Origin of the sequence: Brevibacillus brevis (assembly GCF_022026395.1) — a bacterium.
In the GTDB taxonomy this organism is placed as follows: Bacteria; Bacillota; Bacilli; order Brevibacillales; family Brevibacillaceae; genus Brevibacillus.
In genome coordinates, this window is record NZ_CP041767.1 from 5,463,567 (window position 1) to 5,477,693 (window position 14,127).

At 47.8% G+C, this 14,127-nt stretch carries 14 protein-coding genes and 1 tRNA gene; 3 read left to right on the top strand and 12 right to left on the bottom strand.

What is annotated here, in order from left to right; all coding sequences use genetic code 11:
* The first annotated feature begins 31 nt into the window (after positions 1–31).
* Positions 32–859, top strand: coding sequence for an ABC transporter ATP-binding protein (locus FO446_RS25775; protein WP_173611035.1), 828 nt, complete (start codon positions 32–34; stop codon positions 857–859).
* 78 nt (positions 860–937) lie between these two features.
* On the opposite strand, the gene FO446_RS25780 is transcribed toward FO446_RS25775, so the two are convergent.
* The gene (locus FO446_RS25780) at positions 938–1,348 is read right to left on the bottom strand and encodes a MerR family transcriptional regulator (RefSeq protein ID WP_237899482.1); all 411 of its coding nucleotides are present in this window, start codon (positions 1,346–1,348) and stop codon (positions 938–940) included.
* A 112-nt stretch (positions 1,349–1,460) separates the two neighbouring features.
* Here FO446_RS25780 and FO446_RS25785 point away from each other — a divergent pair, with 112 nt between their 5' ends.
* Entirely contained in the window at positions 1,461–2,225 is a 765-nt protein-coding gene (locus tag FO446_RS25785) for an SDR family NAD(P)-dependent oxidoreductase (RefSeq protein ID WP_221868254.1), read from the top strand.
* A gap of 84 nt (positions 2,226–2,309) precedes the next feature.
* Here the strand turns inward: FO446_RS25785 and eno are convergent, their stop codons facing one another.
* The 9 genes from eno to rpoN form a co-directional block, all read right to left on the bottom strand.
* The gene (gene eno / locus FO446_RS25790) at positions 2,310–3,596 is read right to left on the bottom strand and encodes a phosphopyruvate hydratase (protein WP_237899483.1); all 1,287 of its coding nucleotides are present in this window, start codon (positions 3,594–3,596) and stop codon (positions 2,310–2,312) included.
* A gap of 87 nt (positions 3,597–3,683) precedes the next feature.
* Positions 3,684–5,225 (bottom strand): 2,3-bisphosphoglycerate-independent phosphoglycerate mutase, encoded by a 1,542-nt coding sequence (gene gpmI, locus FO446_RS25795; RefSeq protein WP_237899484.1) that lies wholly within the window; start codon positions 5,223–5,225, stop codon positions 3,684–3,686.
* Between the two features lie 12 nt (positions 5,226–5,237).
* On the bottom strand, positions 5,238–5,996 hold the full coding sequence (gene tpiA, locus FO446_RS25800; RefSeq protein WP_173611031.1) for a triose-phosphate isomerase: 759 nt from the start codon (positions 5,994–5,996) through the stop codon (positions 5,238–5,240).
* A gap of 21 nt (positions 5,997–6,017) precedes the next feature.
* The gene (locus tag FO446_RS25805; RefSeq protein ID WP_173611030.1) at positions 6,018–7,202 is read right to left on the bottom strand and encodes a phosphoglycerate kinase; all 1,185 of its coding nucleotides are present in this window, start codon (positions 7,200–7,202) and stop codon (positions 6,018–6,020) included.
* A 98-nt stretch (positions 7,203–7,300) separates the two neighbouring features.
* A complete protein-coding gene (gene gap / locus FO446_RS25810) occupies positions 7,301–8,305 on the bottom strand; it encodes a type I glyceraldehyde-3-phosphate dehydrogenase (RefSeq protein ID WP_106783570.1) in 1,005 nt (334 codons plus the stop codon).
* A 19-nt stretch (positions 8,306–8,324) separates the two neighbouring features.
* Positions 8,325–9,689, bottom strand: coding sequence for a Na+/H+ antiporter NhaC family protein (locus FO446_RS25815; protein ID WP_221868253.1), 1,365 nt, complete (start codon positions 9,687–9,689; stop codon positions 8,325–8,327).
* An 18-nt stretch (positions 9,690–9,707) separates the two neighbouring features.
* Positions 9,708–10,733: a sugar-binding transcriptional regulator gene (locus FO446_RS25820; RefSeq protein ID WP_237899486.1), complete on the bottom strand. Its 1,026-nt coding sequence runs from the start codon at positions 10,731–10,733 to the stop codon at positions 9,708–9,710.
* 168 nt (positions 10,734–10,901) lie between these two features.
* Positions 10,902–11,180, bottom strand: coding sequence for a glutaredoxin family protein (locus FO446_RS25825; RefSeq protein WP_237899487.1), 279 nt, complete (start codon positions 11,178–11,180; stop codon positions 10,902–10,904).
* A complete protein-coding gene (gene rpoN, locus FO446_RS25830; RefSeq protein WP_173611026.1) occupies positions 11,180–12,553 on the bottom strand; it encodes an RNA polymerase factor sigma-54 in 1,374 nt (457 codons plus the stop codon). Before rpoN ends, FO446_RS25825 begins: the two co-directional genes overlap by 1 nt.
* A 242-nt stretch (positions 12,554–12,795) precedes the next feature.
* Between rpoN and FO446_RS25835 the strand changes: the two genes are divergently transcribed.
* Positions 12,796–12,870, top strand: a tRNA-Arg gene (locus FO446_RS25835).
* A 112-nt stretch (positions 12,871–12,982) separates the two neighbouring features.
* Here FO446_RS25835 and FO446_RS25840 read toward each other — a convergent pair.
* Together FO446_RS25840 and FO446_RS25845 are read right to left on the bottom strand one after the other, a co-directional pair.
* Positions 12,983–13,465, bottom strand: a complete 483-nt coding sequence (locus FO446_RS25840; protein WP_173611025.1) for a hypothetical protein — start codon at positions 13,463–13,465, stop codon at positions 12,983–12,985.
* A gap of 42 nt (positions 13,466–13,507) precedes the next feature.
* Positions 13,508–13,999, bottom strand: coding sequence for a hypothetical protein (locus FO446_RS25845; protein ID WP_173611024.1), 492 nt, complete (start codon positions 13,997–13,999; stop codon positions 13,508–13,510).
* Positions 14,000–14,127 lie beyond the last annotated feature (128 nt).

Consider the following 14,127-nt stretch of genomic DNA (forward strand, 5'->3'; position numbering starts at 1 on the left):
TTCCTATGCGTTTGAAAGGAGTCCAGACCATATGCAAGCTTTGGAAACCCAACAGCTTACGTTATCGTACGGAGAACGCAACATCATTGAAGCATTAGACTTAAACATCCCGCGTGGAAAAATCACCGTTTTCATTGGAAGTAATGGCAGCGGCAAATCGACGTTGCTGCGCTCTCTGGCACGTTTACTCAAACCAAAGGAAGGCGCCATCCTGCTGGAAGGAGAATCGATCGCGAAACGCTCTACCAAAGAGGTAGCCAAACGTCTTGCCATCCTTCCTCAAGGCCCATCTGCACCAGAAGGTTTGACGATTCTGCAATTGGTCAAACAAGGACGCTATCCTTATCAAAACTGGCTACAGCAATGGTCAGAAGAAGACGAGCAGATGGTCAACAAAGCATTGGCAGCTACTCAACTCACGGATATGGCTAACCGTGCCGTCGACAGTCTCTCTGGCGGCCAACGTCAGCGCGCCTGGATTGCGATGACGCTCGCCCAAGGAACCGAAACCATTTTGCTGGATGAGCCTACGACTTATTTGGATATGTCGCATCAGATTGAGATTTTGGACCTGTTGTTTGAACTGAATCAAACGGAACAGCGCACCATCGTCATGGTTCTCCACGATCTGAATCTCGCTTGCCGCTATGCCCATCATATCGTTGCCGTTCACAATCAGACCGTCGTGGCAGAGGGGTCTCCGAACGAAGTGCTGACTACCGACCTTGTCCGTACGGTTTTCGATATGGATTGCCAAATTACGCAAGACCCCCTGTACGGAACTCCTATGTGCATCCCGTACAGTAAAAGCCGTCTGGGCACTGTGCAGACCGAACAAAAAGCATTCGCTATGTCATAAGCTCCAAACAATAAAAAGACTGTCCATCGAGTGGTATGGGCAGTCTTTTTTTCGTAAGCAAAAACGTCCTTCATGAAGCTAACGGGAAGGTTGCTGCAAAGCCAATGTCGCTTGCTCGTCCATTTTTTTAACCATTTCGGGATCTTCGTAGGTTGCTATCTTCGTATCGATGAGCGCAAGGTTTTTCTGGAATTCCTCGATTTGCTTTTCCACTTGTTCACGATGAGCGATTAGGAGTGTTTTTCTCTCCTCCAACTTTTGACTACCTTGCTTACACCAATCACTGTATTCTTTGATTTCTTTAATGGGCATACCGGTATTTTTGAGGCAGCAGATTAAGGCTATCCAATTGAGATCCAATTCGCTAAAGAGACGGTTGCCGTTTTTGTCTCTTGAGACAAAGGGTAGCAGGCCTTCTTTGTCATAGTAACGCAATGTATGAGCGGGTAGGCCGAATCGGTCAGCCACCTGCTTAATCGTGTAAAACATACTTTTCTCTCCCCCTTGACTTAAAGTAAACTTTAACCTTTATGCTCACTATAGATCACATGTTTACTACCATTCAAGTGGTCCAATCAAAACATAAAGGGGATAAATCGCTATGAAAAAAACTCAAAAGATCGTGCTGGTAACGGGTGGTAGTCGCGGGCTAGGGAGAAATTCAGCTATCGCGCTATCTCGAAAAGGATTTGATGTTATCCTGACGTATCATTCTCGCAAGGAAGAAGCGGAATTGGTAATCAAAGAAATTGAGGAGAATGGTCAAAAAGCTGCCGCCCTGCAACTTGATGCGGGTGACGTATCCACTTTTGAAAGGTTCGCATCCCGCCTTGCCGATGTACTGAAAGAAAAATGGAGTACAGAGCATTTCGATGTTCTGATTAACAACGCTGGTTTCGGAGTGAACGCTCCACTTTCGGCTACTACTGAGGAACAGTTTGACAGTTTGGTAAACGTGCACCTCAAAGGCGTATTTTTCTTAACACAGAAATTATTGCCCCGTATTTCTGATGATGGACGAATCATTAATATTTCGACTGGATTGACCCGGTTTGCCCTTGACGGCTATGGAGCATACGCCGCCATGAAAGGTGCCGTCGAAGTATTGACGAGATATATGGCAAAGGAATGGGGAAAACGGGGTATCCGGGTTAATACGATCGCCCCGGGAGCGATTGCTACGGACTTTCAGGGAGGGGCAGTACGGGATAATCAGGATATACATGACTTTATTGGCTCGCAAACAGCGTTAGGCCGTGTTGGGAGAGCTGATGATATTGGTGGTCTTGTCGCGTCATTGTGCACCGACGAAATGAGCTGGGTGAACGCGCAACGAATCGAGGCGTCCGGTGGCATGTTTCTTTAATCCTACAAAAAGAACAGCGGTAGTCCCGGACTTTTTTGCGTCCTGGACTACCGCGTGCTCTTTTTATCTATCAATCATACGAGCTTATTTCTTCAGGTTGTAGAATGCAGAACGACCGCCAAAACGAGCTGTATCAGCCAGTTCGTCTTCAATACGGAGCAATTGGTTGTACTTCGCTACGCGGTCCGTGCGGGAAGGTGCACCAGTCTTGATTTGACCTGCATTTGTAGCCACTGCGATATCAGAGATTGTAGAGTCTTCGGTTTCACCGGAACGGTGGGAAATCACCGCAGTATAACCAGCCAGCTTCGCCATTTCGATTGCTTCGAAGGTTTCTGTCAGCGTACCGATTTGGTTTACTTTTACCAGAATGGAGTTACCTGTAGAGGTCTCGATTCCGCGAGCCAGACGCTCGGTGTTGGTTACAAACAAGTCGTCACCAACCAGCTGAACTTTGCTGCCCAACTTGTCAGTCAGCGCTTTCCAGCCATCCCAATCGTCTTCAGAAAGACCGTCTTCGATGGAGATGATCGGGTATTTGTTTACGAGGTCTTCGTAGAACGCGATCATTTCTTCTGTTGTTTTCACAACGCCTTCGCCTTCGAAGTGGTATTTGCCATCTTTGAACATTTCTGTAGCTGCTACGTCCAGCGCGAGGAACACGTCTTTGCCTGGCTCATAGCCTGCTGCCTTGATCGCATCCAAAATGGTTGTGATCGCTTCTTCGTTGGATTTCAGGTTTGGAGCGAAACCGCCCTCATCTCCTACTGCTGTGCTCAGACCTTTTTCACCCAGTACCTTTTTCAGGGAGTGGAAAATTTCCGCACCTGTGCGCAGCGCTTCCTTGAAGGATGTAGCACCTACTGGCATGACCATGAATTCCTGAATGTCTACGGTGTTGTCTGCGTGCTTACCACCGTTCAGGATGTTCATCATAGGAACTGGCAACATTCTCGCGTTGAAGCCGCCGAGGTAGTTGTAGAGAGGAACGCCGAGAGATTCTGCAGCCGCACGTGCCACTGCCATAGACACGCCGAGAATCGCGTTTGCGCCCAGCTTGCCTTTGTTTGGCGTGCCGTCGAGCTGAATCATCGCCATATCAATGCCAACTTGATCCAGGGCATCCATGCCGATCAGTTCAGGAGCAATGATGTCATTCACGTTTTCTACGGCTTTCAGAACACCTTTACCCAAGTAACGGGATTTGTCACCGTCGCGAAGCTCCACTGCTTCATACGCACCTGTAGACGCACCAGATGGAACATCTGCGCGACCCATCGAGCCATCTTCGAGGTATACTTCTACTTCCACAGTTGGATTACCGCGGGAGTCCATAATTTCGCGTGCATAAATGTCAGTAATCATTGCCATTTCTCGTCCATCTCCTTTTTTCAAATGCACTTACAATCTATTTCGAGTTAAACGTCAAGCTACCTTTACAGTGTGTCCCAGTGAAGCCTATTTTGCAAGTAACGATTTGCCTGTCATTTCAACCGGTTGCGCTACCCCCAAAAGCTCCAGAAGCGTTGGCGACAAATCGGCCAAAATACCGTCTTCGCGCAGAACAGCCCCGTCTTTTGTCACGATTACAGGCACCGGATACGTACTGTGTGAAGTAATCGGGCGTCCCGCTTCATCCAGCATCAGATCCGCGTTTCCGTGGTCAGCTGTGATGACGGCTACGCCACCTTTTGCTATGATTGCATCGACGACTCGGCCCAAGCATGCATCCACTGTCTCGACTGCTTTGATCGTCGGCTCCATCATACCGGAATGACCAACCATGTCGCAGTTGGCAAAGTTCAGGATGATCGCGTCAAAATTGTCTGCCTCGATCTCAGCGACAACAGCGTCTGTCAGCTCTGGAGCACTCATCTCCGGCTGCAAGTCGTACGTCGCCACTTTTGGCGAAGGAATCAGGATACGCGTCTCACCTGGAAACTCCTTTTCACGCCCGCCACTGAAGAAGAACGTCACATGCGGGTATTTCTCCGTCTCGGCAATGCGCAGCTGCTTCAAGCCATGCTGGGAAAGCACCTCCCCCAATGTGTTATCCAGATTGGAAGGCTTGTAAGCGACATACCCGTTAACCGTCTCGGAAAAATGCGTCAGGCACACAAAATGCAGATCGCGCGGGCGCTTATCTCCGCGGTCAAATCCACGGAAATCTTCATTCGTGAATGCCTGCGACATTTGAATCGCACGATCCGGGCGGAAATTATAAAAAATAATCGAATCGCCGCTTTGAACGGTCGTCACTGGTTTTCCGTCTTCATCGAGAATCACGGTTGGCATGACGAATTCATCCATAATGGACTTTTCATAGGATTCCTTAACCGCCTGAATTGGATCACGATAAGCAGGAGCATCTGCGTACACCATGGCACGATACGCCTTCTCTACGCGCTCCCAGCGTTTGTCACGATCCATCGCATAGTAGCGACCTTGTACGGTAGCAATTCGGCCAACGCCGATCTCTGCAATTTTGGCTTGCAGTTGTTCGATATAACCCACTGCACTGTCAGGCGATACATCGCGGCCATCGAGAAAACCGTGGATGAACACATCCGTAAAGTCCTGCTTTTTCGCCAACTCGAGCATTGCAAACAGGTGGTCAATGTGACTGTGTACACCACCATCGGACAGAAGCCCGAACAGGTGGAGCTGTTTGCCGTTTTGCTTCGCGTGCCGGAAAGCAGCGATCAGCGTTTCGTTCTCAAAAAAAGCGCCTTCTTGAATCGACTTGGTAATGCGCGTCAAATCCTGATAAACAACACGCCCTGCCCCGATATTGAGATGGCCAACCTCGGAATTCCCCATCTGTCCTTCTGGCAGTCCCACAGCCAGCCCACTTGCCTCAAGGGTCGCATGAGGGTATTGGTTCCAGTAACGGTCAAAATTCGGCTTGTTGGCTTGTGCTACTGCGTTACCATACGTCTCGTTCCGCAGAGCAAAACCATCCACAATCAAAAGGGCAACCGGTTTTGGTCTTTGTGCCATTGCTTTCTCCTCCTATCGCGACGTAGCTCCTGCCACAAGCTGCAGGTAACTGTCCGCTACGAGACTCGCTCCACCAACCAATGCTCCGTCGATATCCGGCTGTGCCATGTAGCTTGCGATGTTTTCCGGCTTAACGCTTCCGCCGTATTGAATGCGCACTTTCTCGGCTGTCGCTTGTCCGAAGCGTTCACCGATTACGCTACGAATAATCGCAATCGTTTCATTGGCATCCTCTGCCGTGGAAGACTTGCCTGTGCCAATCGCCCAGATCGGCTCGTATGCAATAACCGTATCCGCCACTTGTGCAGCATCCACTCCGGCAAAAGCACCTTCAGTCTGCGTACGGACTACGTCAGCTGTCTCGCCCGCTTCCCGCTGCTCCAAACTCTCGCCTACGCACACAATCGGTACGAGACCTGCTGCTAATGCGGCTACAACCTTTTTGTTCACCGTCTCATCTGTTTCGTTGAAATATTGACGGCGCTCAGAGTGACCAAGGATCACGTACTCCACACCGATTTCTTTTAGCATGGACGCGCTGATTTCGCCTGTAAAAGCACCTTGCTCTTCAAAATGCATGTTTTGTGCGCCAATGGCAATATCCGTGCCCGCCAGCTCTTCTTTAAGTGCAGCCAACGCTGTAAAAGGTGCGCAAATGACTTTTTGTACTCCGGAAGTATTATTGCCAGCCTTGGCTTCCTGCGCAAACGCTCTTGCCTCGGCCATCGTCTTGAACATCTTCCAGTTCCCCGCGATAATTGGTGTTCGCATGCAAACTCCCCCTCTTCGCTCTTATTGGTTATCTGCCAACACAGCTACGCCTGGCAGTTCCTTGCCTTCCATGAATTCCAGGGACGCTCCGCCGCCTGTAGAAATGTGTGTCATCTGCTCAGCTACGCCTGCTTTTTCCACAGCTGCTACGGAATCACCGCCACCGATGATCGTCGTTCCGCTGCATGCTGCCATCGCCTTGGCTACACCAATCGTGCCGCCTGCAAAAGCATCCATTTCAAATACGCCCATCGGACCGTTCCATACAACCGTTTTCGAATCTACAATGACGCCGTGGTATTGTTCCACTGTTTTTGGACCGATATCGAGTGCCATCCAGCCCTCTGGAATCGCATCGATTGCCACGACCTGCTTTTCCGCATCTGCCGCAAAACGGTCAGCTACCACAACATCAACTGGCATCAGCAATTGAACGCCGCGCTCTTTTGCCTGATCCATCAATGTACGTGCGAGGTCCAGCTTGTCGTCTTCACACAGCGAAGCACCAATACCATAACCTTGTGCTTTGAGGAATGTATTCGCCATACCGCCGCCGATAATCAGGTGATCGACTTTGGTCAACAAATTTTCAATGACAGCAATTTTATCTTTTACTTTTGCACCGCCGACAATCGCTGTAAACGGACGCTCCGGATTGGACAAGGCTCCGCCCATAAAGCGAATTTCCTTTTCCATCAACAAGCCCGCAACTGCTGGTATGTACTCAGCGATTCCCGCTGTAGAAGCATGTGCCCGGTGAGCTGTTCCGAATGCATCATTGACAAACAGATCAGCCAAAGCCGCAAAGCTTTTTGCCAGTTCTGGATCGTTCTTTTCTTCTCCCGCATGGAAGCGTACGTTTTCCAACAGAATGACGTCGCCAGACTCCATCCGTTCTACTGCCGCTTCTACGTCAGCACCTTGGCAATCCTCCAGCTTACGCACGTCCTTGCCCAAGAGCGAGGACAGATGGGCTGCGACAGGAGTAAGACGCATCTCTTCCACTACTTGGCCTTTAGGACGACCAAAATGGCTCGCCAGGATTACTTTGGCTCCTGCCTCCATCATGAAACGGATGGTTGGTACAGCAGCACGAATGCGTGTATCGTCGGTGATTACCCCGTCCTGCATCGGCACGTTAAAGTCAACACGGCAGAATACGCGCTTGCCTGCCAGCTCAACATCGCGGATAGATTTCTTGTTCATGAACGATCCTCCCAAATCATTGGCTTTTTATTCGGAAAAAAGATATGGGAAAAGGGAGATTGCTCTCCCTTTTTTCCACAACAGTTCTATTTTACGTGTTAGAAGCCGCGCTGTGCAACATAATGACACAAGTCTACGACACGATTGGAGTAACCCCACTCGTTATCGTACCAGGAAACGACTTTCACCATGTTTCCTTCGAGTACCATTGTAGACAAAGCATCGATTGTGGAGGATGCAGGGTTTCCATTGTAATCAGAGGATACGAGCGGCTCTTCGGAGTAGCCGAGAATGCCTTTGAGTGGGCCTTCTGCCGCTTCTTTCAGGGCGTTGTTGATTTCTTCAACAGTTGCGTCTGCCTTCAACTCAACTACCAGGTCCACTACGGATACGTTTGGAGTTGGTACGCGCATCGCGAAACCGTTCAGCTTGCCTTTCAGCTCAGGCAGTACGAGCGCTACCGCTTTTGCCGCTCCTGTAGAGGTTGGAATGATGTTCTCCGCAGCTGCACGGGCACGGCGCAAATCTTTGTGCGGCAGGTCGAGAATTTGTTGGTCGTTGGTGTAAGAGTGAACGGTTGTCATCAAACCGCGTACGATGCCGAATTTGTCGTTCAGAACTTTTGCGAATGGCGCCAAGCAGTTTGTTGTGCAGGACGCGTTGGAGATCACTGTGTGTTGTGCCGGATCGTACTTGTCTTCGTTTACACCGATTACGACTGTAATGTCTTCATTTGTTGCTGGAGCGGAGATGATGACTTTTTTCGCGCCACCTTCCAGGTGCTTCGCTGCATCTTCGCGCTTTGTAAAGCGTCCAGTCGATTCCACTACGATTTCAACACCGTAATCTGCCCACTTCAGTTGAGCTGGATCGCGCTCTGCCAATACCTTGATTTCTTTGCCGTCAACGATGAGCGTGTTTTCGGAAGCTTCAACGCTCACGTTTAGAACACCATGAACAGAGTCATATTTCAAAAGGTGTGCCAGTGTGTGTGCATCTGTCAGGTCATTGACCGCCACGATTTCTACATTCGGATTGTTCAGTGCTGCACGAAATACGTTGCGACCAATACGACCAAATCCGTTAATACCTACTTTTACCATAATGTATACCTCCTGCTCATTAGCTAGCTTTATTCTTCATTGCGAGAAACCTGCCCTCTGGCGAAAACCAGCGGGTCGATAATATCGTAACAATCGGTAATAAGATTGGAAAAAACACAAAGGGCAACGTCTGGATTGTCGAAACACTTAACGTGAGTGCCATCATCATCGATAGACCGTTCCACGGAATCAGTACAGGCATGACAACTGTGGAGTCAAGCATTGTCTTGCCCAACAGCTCGCGCCCTCCCTCCCATTGGGAGAACCGTCCGAGAAGAGTCGAACCGAGAACCAGAATCGGAATGGTTTGATTACAGCTGATGATAACCACCAACAACGACAATGCCGCTGCTTTCGCTACCAATACCGTCTTATTTTTTGTATGGCCCATCATTTTGTCTACGATGGGGGTTAATAAATTGGCTCTGTTCAAAATGCCGTTTAAAAAGCCTGCGAGAATGATTAACGCCAGGACACTGAAGATGGCGAACATCCCGCCCCCATGGACCAGTTGATCCAGCGGCGTTCCTGAATGAAGCTCAAATCCAACTAGCATCGATGTAAAAAACGTCTTCACATCCAAATTCCCATTGATCCCGACTAGAATCGCACTGGCTCCGATACCGAAAAACAATGCCTTCACCGCTTTTACTCTCAGTGCAAAAGAAGCAATTAACACCACGAGAGGCAGCATGAGCAGCCAATGTACAGAAAAATGACTGACCAACAGCTCTTGGTACATTTGAATGGTATCCGTCGAGTTCGCCTGAGGTCGAAATAGATCAAGGATCAGGAAAAGTAACGCGCAAATCGCTACCGTAAGCAAAGCAGGACGCCGTAATCTTCTTTCCTGCTCTTCTGTCAAACCGACATTGGAAAGCACCAGTAATCGACTGCTGGATATCGGCGAGAAACGCTCCCCCACCATCGCTCCAGAGATGAGCGCACCTCCTACGATCGCAGGTGATATCCCCGCTGCGTGTGCAATCCCCATCAGGGATAGCCCAATCGTACTCAGCGTACCGATTGATGTACCCAATAAATAACTGACGCCTGCGGTCAACAGAAAAGAAAGAACGAACAAATACTCGACATTCACAATCGATAATCCGTAGTAAATGATGGCGGGAATGGTTCCTCCCATCATTAGTAGCGGAATCAAGAGTCCTACTAAAAACAGAATCGTAAGGACGGGCTTTGCCTTTTGGACACCTTCCCAGCCAAACATGAACTGCTGCTTCCACGGATAACCCAATCTTTTTACACTAACCAGTGTGACCAAGATCGCAAAAACAATCCCCCATGCGATCGGAAAACCGAGCGATAGGCTCAAAATGATTCCAGCGATCATTGCCAAGATGGGTGTTACCGATGTGATAGACATGCGACCGACTTCCTTCCGTTACAATCGTGCGGACAACAGCGTGTAAGCTGCTCCTTCGTCCGTAATGAGTACATTCTGACACGATTGCTTGGCAAAGGAAAGAATCGCTTTTGCCTTGCTTTCGCCCCCCGCAATGGAGAGCACAGTTTCTGCCTTGTGCACTTCCTCTAGCTGTAAACCAATTGTCGGCATTCTGTGGACCGTTTCTCCCGCTTCATTAAAGTAGTAGCCGAATGCTTCTGAAACAGCCCCTGTCTCCACTAATTCTGCGAGCTCTTCCTCCGAATAATTCCGCCTTTTCGCCATCGTGACGGCATCCCCGATTCCATGCAAAACGATTCGAGTCTCTCCCAAGAGCGATAGCACATCTTGTACCTGCGGCTCTTTGACCAATGTCTGCAAGGCTTCTGGATGAAGTCGATCCGGTACGTGAAGAAGCCGATAAGAAGCACCTGTTTTCGCTGCCATGGCGGAAGCGAGCGTATTCGCTTGCAGCTCTACGCGTTCTCCCAGTCCACCGCGAGCAGGGACAAACTGAACGTTTTTGAACGAAGCAGAAGGCGTCAAATGACTTGCTACACTGGCGATCGATGAACCACCTGTTACCGCTACAATGTCTCCTTCTTGCACGACCTGTTTGAGGACCCTTGCCCCTACCCGTCCAAGCTCTTCCTTTACCCAAGGCGATAGGTCTGCATTGCCCTGCACCACAATGACTTCTGCTATGCCCAGCTTTTTTTGCAGGCGCTCTGCCAAGTCAGTAAGGCCGAATAGCTCTCCGACGAGAGGTTCCATGTCGTCCAAGACTTGTTGTCCTTCTTCACTCAGGCTCATTCCCGCAGCCGTTACATGCAGGAGCCCCGTTTCTTTTAGCAGTTCCACTTCTGCCCGCAAAATACGTTCAGTGGTATCCATGGCTTGAGCTAGACCTCTTCTGCCAATCGGCTGCAAATGATAGATGGATCGGAGCAACATGTACCGCTGACGCAAAACCTGAATCAAGTCAGGCAACAATTTTTGTTGCAGTTCCAGTAAACGTCGCATTTTACCTTCTTCCTTGGTTAAAAGTTGTTTAATCGGGACGCTTTATGTCCCTGTATATACACTTTATGTCCCGATTGATACAAAAAAAAGATCACTTTCTACAACTTGAATGTATCATATTTAACCATATCTTGCAAGTTCCCCAAAGCCCCTATAAAAAAGTGCCACTCATGACCGAGCGGCACGTCTCTGTAATTCGTTTCGCAGTTCCTCGAGAGTCACTACATGTGTAATAGAACGAAATACGATCTCTCCATCTATCTCGACTACTGGTATGACGAACATCATTTCTTCATGCAAGACCGGATCACTTTCAATATCAACCACGCGCATCCGAAGGGGGAACTCCTCCTCCAGACTGCGGATGTAGAGCTCCACCTCGTCGCACAAATGACATTTATTTCGTCCATACAAGACAATTTCAAACGTTTTTTCATTCATTCTCATTAAAACCTCTTTCGTTTGGCCGACGATGGGATCAGCATTTCCTCCCGGTACTTGGCAACCGTGCGGCGGGAGATTTCAATCCCCTCTGTAAGCAGCATCTCACCCAGCTTTTGATCTGATAACGGAGACTTCCGATCTTCTTGCTCGATCAGTGCTTTGATTCTGCGCTTAACACTCTCAGAAGAGGTCGCTTCCCCGCTGGAAGTAGAGAGTGCTGACGTAAAGAAATACTTCAGCTCAAAGATTCCGCGCGGTGTCTGAACGTATTTATTGCTGGTTGCCCGACTGATCGTCGATTCGTGCAGGCCGACCCGCTCTGCAATTTCCTTTTGTGTCATGGGCTTTAAATAATGTATCCCCCGATCAAAAAACTCCCGTTGCATATCGAGGATGGCCTGTGTTACACGCATGAGCGTCAGGCGGCGCTGCTCCAGACTTTTTGCTAGCCACATGGCGGCATTCAGCTTATCGTGAATGAACTGCTTGGCTTCATCCTGACTTTTTTGCTGGCTCAGCATTTTTTCATAGAAGCTGTTGATTTTCAGCCGCGGTGCTGCGACATCATTGACCAATACTACATAATCATTCCCGACCTTCTCTACCGTCACATCTGGAATGACATATCTTGTCTCTACTGAAGAAAAGGCCGCCCCTGGACGCGGATTCAGCGTACGGATCAGGTCTGCCATCGCCTGTACCTCTTGAGGTGTACATCCGATTTTGTCTGCAATCCGCTGATAGCGATTGTCCGCCAAATCTTGCAGATGATTACGAACGACCTGCACGATCTTTTCATCATCGAGTGCCAAATGCTCCAGTTGCAGCAAGAGACATTCTTCCAGGCTGCGTGAAGCTACGCCTACTGGATCAAAATGCTGCAAAACGGACAACACGTCCTCAATCTCCAACATTTCAGCACCCAGGCGCGCACTCGCTTCCTCCAGTGTAATTTCCAAATACCCCTTCTCATCCAGATTCCCGATCAAAAAGAGAGCAATCTGTTTTTGCAGCGACGAGAATCCTTTTACATAGCCGAGTTGACGCTCCAAATGTTCGTACAGCGTCTCCGCACCTTGCTGGACGTAATCCAGCGGATTGTAAGTGCTTTCATTTTTCGACGAACCGTACTCACCTGTCGCGCGATTGCCTACAATTTCTTTCCAGTCAATCTCAGGAGCTGGTTTCTCTGCTTTTGCAGAAGCGACTTCTCCAGCCACTTCAAGGTCGAAAACAGGATTTTCATTGGCCTGATCCTGCAAATAGGAGATGAGATCAATAGCTGAATACTGCAATATGGTAATCGCTTGGCGTAATTCCGGCGTCATCACTAATTTCAGTGTTTGTTCTTGAAATAACCCCAATCCCATGTTCATGAAGCTCGCCTCCTTCGCACATGCTCATGCTGCTCGATGACTCTTTATTTTCATTATATTCGTTCTCTCATGCAATTTTCCTGCCAAATTGATGAAACAGAACACAAATAATGTCGAAAGATCTTCACCGTTGGACTTTTTCACTCTCGCTTACCATATCGCTAGTTTTTTCTGCTGAACTACTTTTTTTCGTTTGCATTGAGATTCTCGATGTTTTATAATAAAAGTTGTCGTCACAATATACGCCTGTAGCTCAGTGGATAGAGCAATGGTCTCCGGAACCATGTGCGGGGGTTCGATTCCCTTCAGGCGTACCATACTTTCAAACCAAAAGCGATCTCTTGAATTTCAAGAGGTTGCTTTTTTATGTTAAACCCTCATGGGAACAAAAAAACAGCCCAAATAAGGACTGTTTTTCTTGTGCTACATTTACTGGTTAAAGATCGCTTTGAAAGAATAAGGGATTGGTGCTATTGGGTTAGTTTCAAACATTGCATTTGGAGCCATCAGTTGAATGTAGTACTGACCCTCTTCAGGGATGTTCACTGAAAATGACGTATTACCTTTAATAACAACTCTATGCACTGTCTCTCCTGTTGACTTCCTCACCCAGATAGTAATCGATTCAGAACTTGTTGACTGTCTGCTGAATGCAAAATCAAACGTTCCTGGTTTTGCATAAAAATTGAAATAATCAACATCTTTATTATGATTAATCGCAGCTGTGTATGAAACATTCGAATTAATATATGGAGCGAATGAAACACTATCATTTGGTTCGTATGGATCGGTCACCGAAGCAGCAGCTTTTTGGGAAGACTTCATATTTTTAGCTGGTTCTGCTGCAAATGCGGAAGCAGATGCGGATAAAGCTACTGCGAGTGTCAACAAACTAACTACGACTTTTTTCATGAATAATACCTCCAGATATACTAGTAGAAATAGTCAGTGATCTTATTGATTAAAAATGGCTTTAAACGCATAAGGGACTGGTTTAATTGGTTTTGGGTTTTCTACCATAACACGCTTGTCAAATATGTAAATCGCATATGTTCCTTCTTTAGTGATATTAGTCGTAAAGTTAACATTTCCGTTTACAGCGAAAAAGTCCTGTGTTCCTGAACCAGGCTCATCAATTTTGTGTAGAATAACCCAAAATTGTCCTTTTTCCACAGTTAAGCTGTTAAGTAAAAATTTCAGTTCGCCTGGTTTTGCATAAAATTTAAAAATATCCTTATCTTCAACATGACCAATCTCTGCCGAATATGAAGTATTCGAGTTTATATAAGAAGCAAATGCAGGATCGTCATTTGGCTCATAAGGATCATTTGCCGCCGCAGCTTTTTGAGATGATTTCGAGATTTTTACAGGCTCTGCAGCCAGTACAGATACAGAGGCAGATAATACGAGTGACAGGCTCAATAGACTTGCTACGACTTTTTTCACGAATAAATCCCTCCAAAAGCTGTGATAGTAGGTACTATTATGTTTTACCATTTTATCTAAAAATTGTAAATATAAGTTTTGTAATTTTTTGTAATTATTTGATGACTTCGCTAGAATGAAGTCTATAT